Origin of the sequence: Micromonospora sp. NPDC048843, assembly GCF_040649965.1 — a bacterium.
Lineage (GTDB): Bacteria > Actinomycetota > Actinomycetes > Mycobacteriales > Micromonosporaceae > Micromonospora > Micromonospora hortensis.
Map to the genome: position 1 here is coordinate 1 of NZ_JBEZGJ010000188.1, position 13743 is coordinate 13743.

The 13743-nt window shown below is 68.7% G+C and carries 20 protein-coding genes; 5 read left to right on the plus strand and 15 right to left on the minus strand.

The window, feature by feature from the left end; all coding sequences use genetic code 11:
- Both AB0C20_RS30520 and AB0C20_RS30525 read left to right on the plus strand, forming a co-directional pair.
- Positions 1 to 187, plus strand: a 187-nt coding sequence (locus tag AB0C20_RS30520) for a hypothetical protein (protein ID WP_357569249.1), incomplete at its 5' end; no start/stop codon positions are given.
- A complete protein-coding gene (locus AB0C20_RS30525) occupies positions 174 to 1328 on the plus strand; it encodes a helix-turn-helix transcriptional regulator (protein WP_357569250.1) in 1155 nt (384 codons plus the stop codon). The genes AB0C20_RS30520 and AB0C20_RS30525, both read left to right, overlap by 14 nt.
- Positions 1329 to 1356: 28 nt before the next feature.
- On the opposite strand, the gene AB0C20_RS30530 is transcribed toward AB0C20_RS30525, so the two are convergent.
- From AB0C20_RS30530 to AB0C20_RS30560, 7 genes are all read right to left on the minus strand, one after another.
- The gene (locus tag AB0C20_RS30530; protein WP_357186997.1) at positions 1357 to 2232 is read right to left on the minus strand and encodes a hypothetical protein; all 876 of its coding nucleotides are present in this window, start codon (positions 2230 to 2232) and stop codon (positions 1357 to 1359) included.
- Between the two features lie 74 nt (positions 2233 to 2306).
- Positions 2307 to 2774 (minus strand): peptidase inhibitor family I36 protein, encoded by a 468-nt coding sequence (locus AB0C20_RS30535; RefSeq protein ID WP_238685948.1) that lies wholly within the window; start codon positions 2772 to 2774, stop codon positions 2307 to 2309.
- 334 nt (positions 2775 to 3108) lie between these two features.
- Positions 3109 to 3738: a VOC family protein gene (locus AB0C20_RS30540; protein WP_357569251.1), complete on the minus strand. Its 630-nt coding sequence runs from the start codon at positions 3736 to 3738 to the stop codon at positions 3109 to 3111.
- A gap of 147 nt (positions 3739 to 3885) precedes the next feature.
- Positions 3886 to 5124 carry a DUF6357 family protein gene (locus AB0C20_RS30545; RefSeq protein WP_357569252.1) on the minus strand — a complete coding sequence of 413 codons (1239 nt, stop codon included), beginning with the start codon at positions 5122 to 5124 and terminating at the stop codon, positions 3886 to 3888.
- Between the two features lie 4 nt (positions 5125 to 5128).
- Positions 5129 to 5782, minus strand: a complete 654-nt coding sequence (locus AB0C20_RS30550; RefSeq protein WP_357186987.1) for a hypothetical protein — start codon at positions 5780 to 5782, stop codon at positions 5129 to 5131.
- 118 nt (positions 5783 to 5900) lie between these two features.
- On the minus strand, positions 5901 to 6599 hold the full coding sequence (locus tag AB0C20_RS30555) for an HAD family hydrolase (RefSeq protein WP_357569253.1): 699 nt from the start codon (positions 6597 to 6599) through the stop codon (positions 5901 to 5903).
- A 3-nt stretch (positions 6600 to 6602) separates the two neighbouring features.
- The gene (locus tag AB0C20_RS30560) at positions 6603 to 7313 is read right to left on the minus strand and encodes a hypothetical protein (protein ID WP_357569254.1); all 711 of its coding nucleotides are present in this window, start codon (positions 7311 to 7313) and stop codon (positions 6603 to 6605) included.
- Between the two features lie 429 nt (positions 7314 to 7742).
- Here AB0C20_RS30560 and AB0C20_RS30565 point away from each other — a divergent pair, with 429 nt between their 5' ends.
- Entirely contained in the window at positions 7743 to 8084 is a 342-nt protein-coding gene (locus AB0C20_RS30565) for a GlsB/YeaQ/YmgE family stress response membrane protein (protein ID WP_357186978.1), read from the plus strand.
- Between the two features lie 57 nt (positions 8085 to 8141).
- Here AB0C20_RS30565 and AB0C20_RS30570 read toward each other — a convergent pair whose 3' ends face one another.
- Positions 8142 to 8648, minus strand: a complete 507-nt coding sequence (locus tag AB0C20_RS30570; protein ID WP_357569255.1) for a hypothetical protein — start codon at positions 8646 to 8648, stop codon at positions 8142 to 8144.
- A gap of 337 nt (positions 8649 to 8985) precedes the next feature.
- On the opposite strand from AB0C20_RS30570, the gene AB0C20_RS30575 reads away from it, so the two are divergent.
- A complete protein-coding gene (locus AB0C20_RS30575; protein WP_357186972.1) occupies positions 8986 to 9753 on the plus strand; it encodes a trypsin-like serine protease in 768 nt (255 codons plus the stop codon).
- A 318-nt stretch (positions 9754 to 10071) separates the two neighbouring features.
- Here AB0C20_RS30575 and AB0C20_RS30580 read toward each other — a convergent pair whose 3' ends face one another.
- The 4 genes from AB0C20_RS30580 to AB0C20_RS30595 all read right to left on the minus strand — a co-directional run bounded on the left by AB0C20_RS30580 (position 10072) and on the right by AB0C20_RS30595 (position 12142).
- A complete protein-coding gene (locus AB0C20_RS30580; protein WP_357186969.1) occupies positions 10072 to 10494 on the minus strand; it encodes a hypothetical protein in 423 nt (140 codons plus the stop codon).
- 12 nt (positions 10495 to 10506) lie between these two features.
- Positions 10507 to 10764: a hypothetical protein gene (locus tag AB0C20_RS30585; RefSeq protein ID WP_357186965.1), complete on the minus strand. Its 258-nt coding sequence runs from the start codon at positions 10762 to 10764 to the stop codon at positions 10507 to 10509.
- Positions 10764 to 11141 (minus strand): DUF2089 domain-containing protein, encoded by a 378-nt coding sequence (locus tag AB0C20_RS30590; RefSeq protein WP_357186962.1) that lies wholly within the window; start codon positions 11139 to 11141, stop codon positions 10764 to 10766. The genes AB0C20_RS30585 and AB0C20_RS30590 overlap by 1 nt, the downstream gene beginning before the upstream one ends.
- 224 nt (positions 11142 to 11365) lie before the next feature.
- Positions 11366 to 12142, minus strand: coding sequence for an alpha/beta hydrolase (locus AB0C20_RS30595; protein WP_357569256.1), 777 nt, complete (start codon positions 12140 to 12142; stop codon positions 11366 to 11368).
- Between the two features lie 136 nt (positions 12143 to 12278).
- Here AB0C20_RS30595 and AB0C20_RS30600 point away from each other — a divergent pair, with 136 nt between their 5' ends.
- Positions 12279 to 12551, plus strand: coding sequence for a hypothetical protein (locus AB0C20_RS30600; protein ID WP_357569257.1), 273 nt, complete (start codon positions 12279 to 12281; stop codon positions 12549 to 12551).
- 141 nt (positions 12552 to 12692) lie between these two features.
- On the opposite strand, the gene AB0C20_RS30605 is transcribed toward AB0C20_RS30600, so the two are convergent.
- The 3 genes from AB0C20_RS30605 to AB0C20_RS30615 all read right to left on the minus strand — a co-directional run.
- Positions 12693 to 12884, minus strand: a complete 192-nt coding sequence (locus tag AB0C20_RS30605; protein ID WP_357569258.1) for a hypothetical protein — start codon at positions 12882 to 12884, stop codon at positions 12693 to 12695.
- Between the two features lie 40 nt (positions 12885 to 12924).
- Complete coding sequence (locus AB0C20_RS30610; RefSeq protein WP_357186950.1) at positions 12925 to 13110, minus strand: hypothetical protein; 186 nt, start codon at positions 13108 to 13110, stop codon at positions 12925 to 12927.
- Positions 13111 to 13234: 124 nt separating this feature from the next.
- On the minus strand, positions 13235 to 13743 hold a 509-nt coding region (locus AB0C20_RS30615), incomplete at its 5' end, for a hypothetical protein (protein WP_357569259.1).

The window sequence follows — 13743 nt, forward strand, 5'->3', positions numbered from 1 at the left end:
GGGCCTCTACCGGAGGAGGCGGGGGATGAGCGGTCGGGACGACAACGCTCCGGAGAACACGGGTGAGGCGGCCGAGCGGGAGGCTGCCAAGCAGCGCCTTCTGGCGCAGGCCGAGGCGGAACGCGTACCCGTCGACGACACGACCCGTGCGGTCCCGGACCGGCGGTGGCGGCGTGACCAACGATGACCTCCCGATCGGTCGCCGCGTCGCCCGTTGGCGGGTGCGGCGGTCGATGACGCAGCAGATGCTCGCCGATCGGCTACGCAGGTCGAAGAGCTGGGTGGACAAGGTGGAGCGGGGTGTGCGCGCCCTGGACCGGTACTCGGTGATCCAGGAGTTGGCCCACGTGCTGCGGGTCGACCCGGAGGTGCTGCTCGGTCAGCAGCGGCCAACGCCTGCCGGCACGCCGGACGGGGTGGACGACATCCGGGCCGCGCTCGCCCGCTACGACACCCTGCAAGCCCAAGAGCAGACGACAGAAGAAGTAAGGAGGCAGGTCGGGTACGCCTGGCTGAGCTACCAGCACGCGCACTACGCCCAGTTGGTGCGAGTCCTGCCGGGTCTGCTCGACACCACCCAGGGCGCGCAGACACCGGAGTTGCTGGTGGAGGCGTACCGGATCACCTCGTCGCTGCTGGTGAAGCTCGGCGAGGCCAACCTCGGCTGGTTGGCCGCCGACCGGGCGATGTCCGCTGCCGGCGACGACCCGATACTGGCGGCGACGGCGGCCATCTCGGTAGCCCAGGCGCTGCGTGCGTCGGGCCGCGACCGCCTGGCCCTGGCCGCGACGCTCGCCGCCGCGAACCGCATCACCTCCGGTCCGCAGCGGTCGGCGGGGGAGTGGGCTGTGGGTGGGACGCTGCTGCTCCAGGCCGCCCTGGCCGCAGTCGGCTGCGGCGACACACACCGCGCCGACGAGCTGATCGACCGGGCCGCGGGGATCGCCGCTGGGCTGAGGGGGTACGACGATGTGCACCGCACCAGCTTCGGGCCGATCGCCGTCGAGCTGGCGCGGGTGCTGGTGACGGCGCAACGGGGTCAAGCCGTCGAGGCGCTCCAAAGGCATTCGACAGTGGTGCGGCGGGAGGCGTGGCGGCGGTTGCCGGCCGAGTATCGGGGCGCGTATTTGGTTGATGTCACGCGGGCGTACCTCCAGGTGGGTGACGTGCGCGGCGCTGCTCGCGCGCTCGTCGACGCGGACAGCGTCGCGCCGGCTGAGGTCCGGTGCCGGCCGCTGGCGCGTACCGTGATCGCCGATGTTGCCCGGGGTCACCCGGCGCCGGCCGGTGTGGCGCGACTGGCCAACCTGGTCGGCCTGACCCGCTGACCGCCCTACCCGCCGGTCGCGGCTGGCCTCACCTCGTCGCCAGCACGCGTCGGCCGTTGGCGAGCCGGGCGCTCTTGGCCTGCTCGTAGCGTTCGATGTCGGCGGAGCGGGTCGCGATCGTGCGCTGTTGGTGCTCCACCATTGCGGCTTGCCAGATCGTCACGAGATCCGTGCTGTCCTTGCACGCTACGTCGGCTACCGCGGTCCGGCGCTCCACGTCGCTGGGATGGTCGGTGCTCCACCTCGGGTCGTCGTTGGCCTGCCACGGGTCGGCGTAGGTGAACCCCTTGCCGGCCATGCACGTCGACCAGGCCCGGAACCCGGCCTGAACGCGCGCGTCCTGCTCTGCCTGTTGGCCGGCCCGCAGGGCCATGTCGTACAGGAGCGTCTCGCTGACCGGTGGTGCGCCCTCGGTCAGTCGCCGGTTCGCCTCGCCGAGGCAGCCGCCCTGAGGGATCCGGCCGCCGGCCGGCTCGGGTCCGTCGGTGCCGAACCGGGTGCCGCTGAGGGCCACCGCTGTCCTTTCCGGAGGCGGTGGAGGCTTGTCCTCAGCCGCCTCACCGCCGGGTGCGGCGTGGTAGCCGAGGCGCTGCGCCTGGTCGTGCTCCACCAGCCCGTACAACCCGTCCCGGGTGGCAGCCGGGTCGGTGTGGTGCGGTTCCGGCGGCCGGTAGGAGATGCCGAGCCGGCGCATGCAGGCCACGACAAGTTTCGCCTCGGCCCGCTGGAGAAGCAGATCCTCGTCCCCGGACGGAAACAGTCGGTCCAACGGAAGGCTCATGGTCGCCACCGGCGACGGCCCGGCGGGCCGTTGCGCGGGCCCGCTCGGTTCACAGGCGGTCCCGGCAGCGACGGTCAGACAGGCCAGCACCAGGGCCGCGAATTGGCTACGGATCATGGGCATGAAGACCTCGCTCAGGCTTGAGGGGCCCGCGTTGCCCGCTGTTTCGCGGCCGACGCGAGCCCCTCGATGCGGTCCTAGGGGCGGCAGCGGGTCTGCGGCTGGCCGGTCCAGACAAAGCAGAACGAGTCGAATCGGTTGTCCCAGTGGTTCCCGTTCTGGTCGCGGTCCAGCGTGAGGTTCAGGGCCTCGTCGGACTGGCCGCTGTTGGCCTTCTGCCGCCAGAAGTAGAGGCCCCGGTAGTTCTCGTGCTCGAAGAGGCGGACCGGATTCACCGGGTCGTAGTTGCGCAGCGAGCTGACGTTGTCGTGCAGCACGCAGCCCGAGGTGCAGGCAGCCACGAACGACCATTGATTGAAGTTCGCAGTGGTCGAGAGGGTGTCGTAGCGACCGCCGCGCAGGTCGCTGTGCTGCCACATGCACAGTTCGCCGCTCTCGCACACGCCGTTGCGCGACGTCGCCGCCTGGGCCGGGCTGGCCACGGCCAGGAGCCCGCCGGCAGCCAGCGCCAACGCACCGAAGAACGCCAGGATTTGTCGCTTCATGAGTCTCCTTAGCTGGGGGATCCTTCTGCCGGAGCTGAGTGATCGTGCTGGTGGCACCGGTGTGGACGGCGTCAGTCAACCCCGGGGATAGCGGCGCAGCCGAGACATTCGAGCCAGCTCGAATCTCGATCCTGTCCGGCGTTTCCCGGGTTGTCGCTGAGGGTCCGCCCGGGTTTGGTGAGGGGCGCCCAGATGAGCCCGCGCCGGGGTGGTCGGTGGGCGGGCGTTGGCGCGTACCGTGATTGCCGATGTTGCCCGCGCGCAGCCGGCGCCGGCCGGTGTGGCGCGACTGGCGACGCTTGTCGGCCTCACCAGGTGAGAGCCCGTTGTCCTGCTATTCGCGGCCGACCCAGGTGGCGACGCACGCCTCGTTGCCCTCGGCGTCGGCCAGGACCCACCACCTGGGTGCGTGCGCGTCGGAGACCAGGGTGCCGCCGGCGGCCAGGGCGGCGGCGATGCGAGCCTCTGCCTGATCGTGCGGGACAGCTATGTCGAGGTGCATGCGGTTGCGCTGTGGGCGCGCCTCGTCCGACGGTTGCAAGCCGAAGCCCGGGCCGCGGCGCGACGGGTCGAACAGGTAGTCGTCGCCAATCTGCCCATAGCCGAGCAGCGCCCGCCAGAACGGCAGCACGTCCGCGCCGACGAGTGCGTCAAGGGTGACGTTGATGAGTTGTACGGCGGTCGGGTCGGCGGGGAGGCCCAGCTCCTTGGCGGCGGCCGAGATGCGCCGGGCCAACGGAATGTCGCGCCGATTCAGGCTCACCGTGACGCCGCTGCCGCGCAGGTCGACGATGAGGTATTGCTGCTGGGCCTCGTCGGTTAGCCGGCCAATCTCATCGACGAGCGCGATGCCCTTGGACAGCGAGCCGGTCGGGAAGTAGGCCGAGACCAGGTGGTAGAGGCAGCGCCAGTCCTCGACACCGTCGGCCGCGTGGAACTGCGCGGCCGTGATCTGCCCGGTCATGCCAGCGAACCTAACATCGGCGGCGCGACGGCCTCCCACGCGGCGGTTGCGAGCTGAGTATCGGGGCGCGTACCTGGTGGATGTCGCTAACGCTGGTCGGCCTCCCCGCTGACGGCCGCTGGCCTCGGCACCGGCCTCCCTCTGGGACTACCGGGCGTCGCGCCGACGACGCGCGCGCTCGAACTCGGCGACGTCCGACATCCAGGGACCGTGTTGTTCGAGTGCGACGCAGCCGCCGCGGACGAAGGCGCTCACCAGCTTCCGGTACCCGCCGATCCCGTCGACCAGGCTGTACTCGACCTGGTACTCCGGGTCCGACCCGTCTTCCCCGTGTCGCACCGTCGTGATCCTGGCGATGGAGTCCGCGTAGAAGTGGAGTTGGATCCCCTCGCCCATCTCCTCGTCCTCGATGGTGAACACTTCGTTGTTCCCGGCAGAGCGATCGGCGACGAACTCCCAGAACTCGGCGGAGGCGGTGCGCGGCCCGTCCCGTACCCATTTCTTCTCGCCGCCCTTGTCATCGGTGAACGACAGGGCCGTCTTACCGTGGTCGCCGGCGGCCTCGTCGTCGTCTTCCACCGGGGTGCTCTTGGAGCGGTCCGCGGCCTCCGAGCACATCAGAAAGCTCACCGTCCGCACCGCGTCATCAGCCAGTTCGGGGTACGCGCGGCGCACTGCCTCGTCGACAGTCGCCGCCATCCGATCCCAGTCGCGCTTGTCGGTGGCCCGTTTTCCCCGCCGCGGATCGAGGCCGATCCGCATTCCGGCGCACGTCTGCTCCGCGGTGGCGATCACACGCATGACCTGGGGCAGCAGTGCGGGGTCGACGGCATCGGGGTTCCGCCTCGGAACCGTCGCGCCGTGCAGATACTGGCCCGTGTACCGCAGAATCTCAGTGTCGAGTGGCCCGAGGACTACTCCGCGCTCGGCGCGACGGCGGTTAGCGTGATACTCCTGGGCACGTTTCGCGTTCGACCTCTCCGTCGCCGTGCGCATCGCCTCGCAGACCTGACCGCGCTCCAGTAGCTCGATGTCGGCGCCATGGGCGACGAGACGATGCCTGTCCCACCGGATGCGCCGAAAGAGCGCGTCAACATCCGAGGGCGGGGAAAGCAGGATCGGGTCCAAGAGCGCGACGGCAGCGTTCTCGTCGAGCTGGCCCCGGGTTCCGGCGGCGTCGCACAGCGGAAGGACCGCACTCCACAGCAGCAGGTGCCTGGCCAGGTCCTCCCGGATCACCGCGAGGTGGGCGTCCCCGATCGGGAACGTGAACGTGCGAGGCTCGTGGTTGGCGTCGGCCCCGGCGGCGAGCATCAGCTTCAGCTCGCCGTCCTCGCGGATCACCTTCGGGATCCAGCCGCTACGCGTGAAAACGATGTCTGTCATCTGTTCACGCCCACCGTGCACATTCGACTGCGAGGCGTGGGTCGGTGCGCACCCAGACTTCGCCCCCGGCGGCCTCGGCCGGGGCGTCGACCCGTTCGAGACCGAGGAATTCGATCAACTGGAGCAGTTCGGCTCGTTCGGCCCGATCATCGTCGACATCATGTGAGTCGAAGAAGACGTAGTACGTATCGCTCGGGTCGACGATTCCCGAATCCGCCCAGATCCGGCCGACTTCTTCGATTGCCGCTGCTTCCGTCGTGAACGTGGCGGCGCGGGCGGCACCGCGGGTCTCCGGTGACGCGTCGAGGTCGGAGAGTTCAGGGAACCACTGGCCGAAGTAGTCGAGGCCGGCGTATCCGTTCTCGAAGAACAGCATCGCGCTCGGAAGGTAGCGGTTGCCCCTGTCGACCTGGAGGTGTTCCGACCGAGGTTGATCAGCATCCTCGATTCGGGAGATCACACCCCGACGGGGCCTGAGCACCAAACTCTGCTTCGCCGCTTCGTCAGTGATGGTGTAAGTGTCGGACTCTCGACCCCGGAAGAACGCAGAGAACGCTACGTACGCCTCCTGGGGGTCGCTCACCGAGACGTGTTGGTCGTTGCCATCACCGGCAGCGAAGACGAACAGCTTCGGTCCGGGACTGTAGGGGCGGGCCATGTGCGTCCTTCGTTCACGTGTGAAAGTTCCGCCAGCGTAGTGGACCGAGCCGACACGCCCGCGGCCTGATCATCGGCGTGCTGCGCGCGGTGGCCCTGGCTCCGGCTACGCCGGGGCGTCACTCTGGGCCGGGCGGCGGGGGTGCGTCGCCGAGGGGTACGCCGAGCAGCCGGGCGGCCAGGCCGAGCCGCTCGTGACGGACGTCGTTCAGCGGCGGCAGCAGCAGCGTCGTCATGCCGACGTCCAGGGCGGCGCCGTCGTACTCGTACCGGTCGCCGACCATCAGCGTCTCCGTCGGCAGCGCACCGAGTCGGTCGAGGGCGTGCTGGAAGATCTCCGGATCGGGTTTCTGCACACCGTGCTCGTAGGACAGCACGAAAACCGAGATGAGGTCGGCGATACCCGCAGCAACGAACGCCGGGCGCACGTCGAAGTGGATGTCGCTGACCACTGCGATGCGCAGGCCGTGTGTGGAGATCGCGCGCAGTACCGGAGCCACGTCGACGGCGAACTCGTTGTACGCGGCATCGGACTCCACGGCGTACAGGGCATCTGCCAGGTCGACGTCGAGGCCGGCCGCGGTGAAGACGCCGTGGTACGTCGCCCGGTGCACCGCGGCATCCCGGTCCACCCCCGGGGCCGCCAGGCGATCCGGTTGTCCGGCCGCCTCGGTGATGGCTGCCAACACGCCGGCGACCGCTTCCGGCCGATCGTCGCGCCCGAGGAGCCGTAACGCCGCGTGCACCCAGTCCTGCGACGACAGCGTGGTGACGAGCGTGCCTCGCCAGTCGAATATCACCGCCCGGAACTGATGCACTGGTCAGGCCTTCCGTGGCTGAGCGTCGATCGAGGCCGCGCCGCCGTGGTGCATGGCTGCCTGCGGCGTGTTCACGATCGGCACGTCGAGGTCCGCCAGGTGGCAGCCGGCGGGCGGTGCCTCCTCGCCGGCTCGCTGTGCCGCCGTCCGCAGCGCTGCCAGCACGGCGTGCCCTGGGTAGTCGTTGAGCGTGGGGTAGCGCCGACGGTGGTAGCAGTCCCAGTAGCTGACAACCCGCTGGCCGGTGAGCGCCATGAACGCGGGGTTCTCGGCGGCACACCGCCCGTAGACGGCGGCCACCGGGCTGTGTGGCACAACCAGCTCCGGCGTGAGTACTCGCTCGATGACCAGCAGAATCTCGTCCACGTACTCGCCCACCAACTGCACCACGAACGGCGCCACCCACTGTTGGATCGCGCCGACCACCCGCTCCAACCGCCGCTGCCGGACCCGGCCATCGTGGTGGCGGGTGTACAGGCAGTCCAGCACCGCACGCTGGGTGGCGGACAGCGTCGCCTCCGCGGCGACGGGCGGCTCGTCGGAGTAGATCCGCGATGGAATCAGGACCGGCTCGCCCTCGACCAGCACACGGAACGACGACGTCCGCGCGGGCGGCACCGACGGTAGGACTGCCAACGCCCTCCGCACGTCATCACCGAGACGACGCGGGAAGGCAGCCTCCCAGGCTGCGGCCTCACCCAACTCCGAGCCCACGAATCGCACGGTCGATCGTAGCCCTCGCAGCCATGACGAGACGCCGCTCAGCCCTTGTGGTGAGACACCGCCGTCGGCTCGCGCTCGGCAACTCGCGTGGTGCGTTGACGACGAGGGCCGCTCCGTCGTACCGCGGTCGTACCGCCGGTTCGCTTCGGCCTGAGCCGACAACTACTCGGCTTCGACCTCCGTGGCGTTGTTCATCTCCAGGTACGTGACGACCTTTGCCATGCCGGCAGGCTACCCATCCTGCCGAGTGGGCCCAACACGAGCGCTGCGGACGACGCGGATCCCCCCGAGCGACCCCCATCGACGTGCCCGATGGCGTCGCTTCGACACCATTCCGCGACCGGTCGAGGCCGGGGTGGGGTTTCCGGGAACGTGAGATTCGGGCATGTACCTCGGCACTGCTGGAGGGGAGAGACAGCAATGCTGGTAACTGGTTATCTCGGCGCGGTGCTCATCGGTGCCCTCGTCGGCCTGCTCGGCCGGCTCATCCTGCCGGGGCGGCAACGGATCGGCTTCTTCGCCACGTTCGTCATCGGCGTCGGCTCGGCCGTGCTGGGCACGGTGGTCGCCAGAGCGCTCGACATCGACGACGGAGCCGGCGTGGAGGTGTGGGTGCTGCGCTGGGACTGGGTAGTGCTCGCGATCCAGGTCGGCGTCGCGATCGTCGCCGTGGCGTTGGCGAACATGCTCACCTTCACCCGGCTCGCCGGCGGCGACGACAAGCCCCGTGGGCGGGCTCGTCGCAGCAAGGCCAAGAGCTGACGAGCCGCTCGGCGGGTGAGCCGTCTTCGGTAGCCGCAGTGACTTCGCGAGCGCAGGTCAGGAGCGGTCGGCGACCTGTGGCAGGTGACGGGCGAGTGCGGTACGCAGGACGCCCGTCGCCGGCCGAAGCAGTCCGACGTTGATCGTGTAGACAGGCTGACCGGCGCGAATCCCAGGACGAAGCGTCGTGGCGGATGGCGCGACCGCTTCTGGGCGCAGGATGACCTCAAGAACGGCGAACGGGCCAGGACGGCGGACCGTCGCCGACTGGATCGCCTGCCACGGGAGGACGGCCGTTCGCCCCTTCTCGGCGAGCGCCAGTGCCGGCCCGGTGACGTCGACCGATGACCAGTTCCTGCGATGCAGCACAAGCGAGAGAGCGCTGAAGACGACGGCGTAGAGGACGCCCGAAACGGCGATGCTCGTGTAGTCGGCCGCCGACCGCCCCGCGATGAGTGCCAGCACGGCTTGGACGAGAACCCAGGCCAGCAAGCCCATCAGCAGCATGAACACGAAGGTGAGGCGGGCGGACGTACGAAACATCGTCTGGTCGTTCTCGTTCATGAGGTTCCTTCCGTCGACAGTGCCGACGACTGTAGGGCAGCGATCGAAGGGCGTCCTCCGTCCGCCGCGATGCTGTGGTGAACCTTTGAATACACGGCCCAGCACGAAGAGCGGACCGAGACTGCCGCGAGGGCAGAGTTCAGAGCGATTCTGACTGTCGGGTCAGCAGCATGAACATGTGCTTGACTCGATGTTCCCGCCCGGTGATGCTGGTGTCCGTCCTATACATCGGCTTATGCGGGCTGCGCCGTCATAAGCCGAGCTTTGCCGATTCCTTACGTTCGGAGTAGCGGTGCGACTTTTTAGAGCGTCTATCGCGGCGCTGACAATCATCTGTGTGGGGGTGCTGCTGGGAGCGGCGCCGGTGCAGGCGGCCGGTTATCTCTATCGGCCTGGTGATCCGATGTACCCCAATGCCCCGGGCACCACGCCGGGGTCTTGCACAGGCGGCTACGCGGTCCGTGGGTCGAGTGGGATGTTTCTGGTCTCCGCAGGGCACTGCTGGGGTTACGGCCGGACCGGGGACATCGTGTACGGCAGCGATCGCCGATACGGCACGGTGATCCGCAACGACCGAGTCGGTGACATATACACAACGAACTCCTTCGATGGAGCACTGATTCGCATGGACGCCGGGGACGACGCCACACAAATCGTTGTGGATCCGGTGAGCGGACGCAGCCCAGGCAGGGTCGTGGGCTACTTCAACAACAGTGCCCTCAGTCCCGGCATGTTGGTCGGCAAGATGGGTCGGAGGACGGGCTGGACGGAAGGGAGAATCACCGAGTGGAGAACCGTCACCTACCCTGACGGTGTGCGTGACTACCTGCTGTGCACCACTGCGACGGTGGATGGCGGGGACAGCGGAGGGCCGGTGTGGCAGTCCGACGGGGCTGGCCACGTGTGGGCGGTGGGAATTGCCATCGCGAAGTCCAATGGGAAGATGTGCTTCAACCCCATCCAGAACGTACTCGCGCGGTTCGGCGCGACGCTGCCCGTCCATCCGTACACCAGAGCTGCGGGGCAGCAGCCAGCTCAGGTGACCGAGCGCTCCGGCGCGCCAATCCCGGTCAACCCTGATCCTGTTCCCGGGGTGCTGGTCTAGGTGTTCTGTCCAGAGAGGTTGGGGACGCGGCTGGCGGGTGGGCCGCCGAGTGCGGTGTGGTGGCGGTGATTGTTGTAGGTGTGGAGCCAGGCGGGCAAGGCCGCGCGTCGGGCGGTCTCTAGCCGAAGTCGCGCCGGAGGATCGCGACGACCAGCGGCGGGACGGCGCGGAGGGACCACCCGTCCGAGTGGTCCCTCCGCTGCTGCTGGTGAGTGGCTAAACTTCAGGTTGGCAGTTCACCTGTGCTCTGCTGCGGCGGGCGCAGCCTCGGGAGGGTGTTCCAGCACCCTCTCGAGGGCCCGTCCCATCAGACGGCGCCTACTCGCAGAAGACCCGCACTGTGGCATCGGGTGAATCCACCTCCACTGTGACCTCGTCGAGGTGCTCCACGAGCGCCTCCAACTGCTCGGGCTTGAGCTGCGTCAGGTCGATCGGCACGCCAGAGTCGCTTAGTGAGGCGTTGGCCTTGACCAGGGCCTGCGGCGGGATCAGCGCCGCCAGCCGTACCCCGGCGCGCAGCAGTTGCAGTGGCACCCGCACGTTGACCCGCGACGGCTCGCCGTTGTCGGTGGCGTCCACCATCACCCGCAGGTACTTCACCTTGCCCTTCGGCCGGGCGTCGTGACTCACCGTCGCCGGTGCCTGGTCCCGTTCGAGTGCGGCGATGAGCTGCTCCGCCTCCTCTGCGGTGATCTTGCCGGCGACCAGCATGTCGAGGATGTCCTTGCGTTGTTCGGTCATTCGAATCTCTCCTTATCGGATGGCCACGAACACGGCCATGCGGCCCTGCTCGATGTCGAAGCGGGCGCCGGGTAGCGCGGAGATGACACGCCAAGCGGCGCCGAGGGCCCGCACCACACCGATGCGGAACACGACGCAGGCCACGATCGCCGCCAACACGACCAGGACCACGACCGGGAAGAGCACGAGCGCCACGGGGAGCACCGGAACCCAGACGCGGACGGGCCGGCGGTCCGGACGGTTGACCTTGACGGTCACCAACTGCGGCATCACGTGCGGCCGTCCAGCTCGGCCAGCGCCTGCTGTGCGGTGATCTCACCGCGGCGCAACCGGTCGATGATGTCGGCTCGCGGGGGCGCCGGGTCGGTCTCGACGAAGTCGAGCATCTGTGTGATCCGGTTGAGTCGTGACTTGATCGTCGGGTAGCTCACCCCGAAGATGCGTTCCATCTCCTTGATCGAACCGTGGCAGCGCACGAACGCCGTGACGAAGACCTGGTCATCGACGTTGAGCTGAGCCAGTTGCGGTGGCTCGAACTCGCCCTCGATCGCGACGCCGTTGCTCGCCAGGCGCACCCGCTCGACGACGAACGGCTGCCCCCGCGTCAGGCTGGTCAGGTCCTGCCAGTCCATGGCCTGTTCTGTCATACCTGAAGTTGTATCTCAAGAATCCTCAAGTTCCAAGAAGTTGACCTTAATTTTCTTAAGGTCGTGCTCGTGGGGGGCAAGAAGTATGAGTCGACCTCGCCGCCTGCCGGGAATGCGCAACCGCGGCGGGACCCGAAGAGGTCCCGCCGCGGTCGAAGGGTGTGGCCTGTCGGGCGCCCAGCGGGCGGGAGTGCCCGCCGCCGCCCAGCTGAGACACGTGCCGTTCAGGTCGTTGCTGTCCGGCCGAGGAGGAAGCGCGCCGTGGCGTCGACGACGTCGTCGAAGTGCCCGCCGGTGCCGGGGTAGTGGAATCCGTGCTCGGCGTGCGCGTACTCCAGGAGCGTGCACTCGTTGCCGGCGCGGACCATCGCGTCCCGGAACTGCCGCACCGAGCCGATCGGCTCGATCTCGTCGCGAGTGCCGTGGTGGATCTGCGTCGGCGGGTTGCCCGGCCGCACGAACTCGATCAGCGAGTACTCGATCAGTCTGCGCCCGGCGATGCCGACCTCCTGTTCGAGGCGGCGCTGCGCGTTCGGCTCGACGGAGCCCAGATCCAGTCCGGCAGGGTTCAGGGCCACCAGGGCCGCGACGCCGAGGTCCGGTGCCGTGCTGGACGGGGTCATCGCCGCGAGCATCGCGAGATGAGCGCCGGCTGAGCTGCCACCGGAGGCCAGGTGCGGCGCGTCGAGCCCGCGCGACGCTGCCAGTCGGCCGAACTGCTCGACAGCGCGCCGCACATCAGCGAGGCAGTCGTCGATGCTCGCGGCGCCACGACCGAGCAGCCGGTAGCCGGCCGACACCGCGAGGATTCCCCGCGATGCCAGTGCTCGGCAGTGCGGGGCGAGCCCGTCCGGCGATCCCTCGCGAAGGGCGCCGCCATGGAACAGGACGATGCCGGCGCGTGGCGGCGTGCCCTCGGCCGGCTCGAAGACCAGCAGGGGCAGCTCGCTGCCGTCGGCGGCTCGGTAGGACGTCGAGAATTCCCGACCGGCCCTCGTCATGGCGGCATCCGATCATTGACGGTCTACGTCTGCAAGTTGCGGTGTCGTCCTGCTGCGAGTGCGGGGCGGTGTGGCCACAGCGGACACCGTTGGTCAGCAGGGGCAGCCCTGGCCGGGGACGGCTAGGCTGCCGGGCATGACGGGGGTCGACGGCGAGGGGCACCGACTCGGCGGCGACCGCGACTCGGCTCAGGTTCTGCCGAGCCGCCGCTGGGCGCGGCTGGTGACAGGCTTGGCCGTCGCAGTGGTTGCGGCGGTCGTGTTCACCGCACTCTTCTGGGGACTGCACGACTGGCTCGTCGATCGGGGCCGGTTGGGCCTGCCGATCCTGCTGACGGTTCGGGTCGCCTGCTTCGCCGCGTTCGGCTGGGGCTGTTGGCAGGCCTACCAGGGCTTTCGTCGACCCTGACCGTCTGGGCCGCCGTCGGGCCGCCGATCGGGTTCGAGCTGCGCAGGTCGGCGGCGGGCAGGATCCACTCGCTTTCACGGAGGTCGGTGTGTCCCGGCTGCTGGGCACCTCGACTTCAGGAGATTCGAGGGCCGTCAGCCGTCAGCCGTCAGAGCGACGCCGTCGTTCTCTCGCCGCGAAGCCCACCGCCACGACAAGCAGCCCAATCGCGATCAGCCCACCGCTCAGGTACCGAAGCGCTGGTGACACCTCCGGCCAGGCGAACTGCACCGCGATGAGCAACACGAAGAACGCGAGCAGCACCAGCGCGCCCGTTGCCTGCCGACGCCGCATCGTGAACCCCCTTGATCCCCTGCGCATGTCTGCGGTTTCCTCAGTCCCTCTGCTGCCGCTGGCGGCGCAGCACGTGCACGAGCACGGCAGTCAGGCCCAGGATGATGATCACGGCGGATGCGCCCACGAACGCGTCTGGATAACGCTCACCGACGGTGCTGGCGAGCAGGACCCCGATGATGGTGCCCATCCCTATGAGGAGTACGCCGAGAGTCGATGGTCTCACTGGGCTCGCTCCTAAGTGGCAACCGGACCTGACCCTGCTGGTTGTGCTCGAAGTTGTCGTCGGCCAAACCTGTGGGATGACGGGCGCGTCGAACAGGCTCGTCAGGTGGTCAAAGAGTTGTCGTTCAAGCCTTACGCCGCGCGAGTGCGTCGCGGATGGCGAGAACGACGAGCGAGAGCGGCACGAACACCCAGAGCTGCAGCACCGTGTACCGGCGCAGCTCCCGGTCGATCTCGGCGCCTGCCAGTTCGGCTTCGAGGGCACCGGGTCGCATCAGCGCGAGCGCGTACAGGGACAGCGGTGCGTAGTTGAGACCTGCGCCGGTCAACCACAGGCCGATCGCTCGGGTGCCGAGGCCGCTCGACGACGCCAGCAGCCAGATGCCCCACGTCACCATGAGAACCACACCGACGAGGAACTCGGCCAGGATGATCCACCGCCGGCGGGCCGTTCCTCGGCTGCCGTACATGTCGATGGCCGCCAAGCGACGCACGTTCATCGGAACGATGGTGCCACCGGGGCGCAACCCCGGGTGGTGGCGGCACCGGCAGCACGACCTGTCGATCCACTCGCGTTCACGGAAGTCGGGGTGTCCCGGCTCCACGGACAGCCCGACTTCACAAAAGCCGAGTA

Bases quoted from the DNA above. Each gene is read 5' to 3' on its own strand.
- AB0C20_RS30530 (WP_357186997.1), bottom strand. From the start codon at position 2,232: ATGCCCATGATCCGTAGCCAATTCGCGGCCCTGGTGCTGGCCTGTCTG.
- AB0C20_RS30535 (WP_238685948.1), bottom strand. From the start codon at position 2,774: ATGAAGCGACAAATCCTGGCGTTCTTCGGTGCGTTGGCGCTGGCTGCC.
- AB0C20_RS30540 (WP_357569251.1), bottom strand. From the start codon at position 3,738: ATGACCGGGCAGATCACGGCCGCGCAGTTCCACGCGGCCGACGGTGTC.
- AB0C20_RS30545 (WP_357569252.1), bottom strand. From the start codon at position 5,124: ATGACAGACATCGTTTTCACGCGTAGCGGCTGGATCCCGAAGGTGATC.
- AB0C20_RS30550 (WP_357186987.1), bottom strand. From the start codon at position 5,782: ATGGCCCGCCCCTACAGTCCCGGACCGAAGCTGTTCGTCTTCGCTGCC.
- AB0C20_RS30565 (WP_357186978.1), top strand. From the start codon at position 7,743: ATGCTGGTAACTGGTTATCTCGGCGCGGTGCTCATCGGTGCCCTCGTC.
- AB0C20_RS30570 (WP_357569255.1), bottom strand. From the start codon at position 8,648: ATGAACGAGAACGACCAGACGATGTTTCGTACGTCCGCCCGCCTCACC.
- AB0C20_RS30580 (WP_357186969.1), bottom strand. From the start codon at position 10,494: ATGACCGAACAACGCAAGGACATCCTCGACATGCTGGTCGCCGGCAAG.
- AB0C20_RS30585 (WP_357186965.1), bottom strand. From the start codon at position 10,764: ATGCCGCAGTTGGTGACCGTCAAGGTCAACCGTCCGGACCGCCGGCCC.
- AB0C20_RS30590 (WP_357186962.1), bottom strand. From the start codon at position 11,141: ATGACAGAACAGGCCATGGACTGGCAGGACCTGACCAGCCTGACGCGG.
- AB0C20_RS30595 (WP_357569256.1), bottom strand. From the start codon at position 12,142: ATGACGAGGGCCGGTCGGGAATTCTCGACGTCCTACCGAGCCGCCGAC.
- AB0C20_RS30600 (WP_357569257.1), top strand. From the start codon at position 12,279: ATGACGGGGGTCGACGGCGAGGGGCACCGACTCGGCGGCGACCGCGAC.
- AB0C20_RS30605 (WP_357569258.1), bottom strand. From the start codon at position 12,884: ATGCGGCGTCGGCAGGCAACGGGCGCGCTGGTGCTGCTCGCGTTCTTC.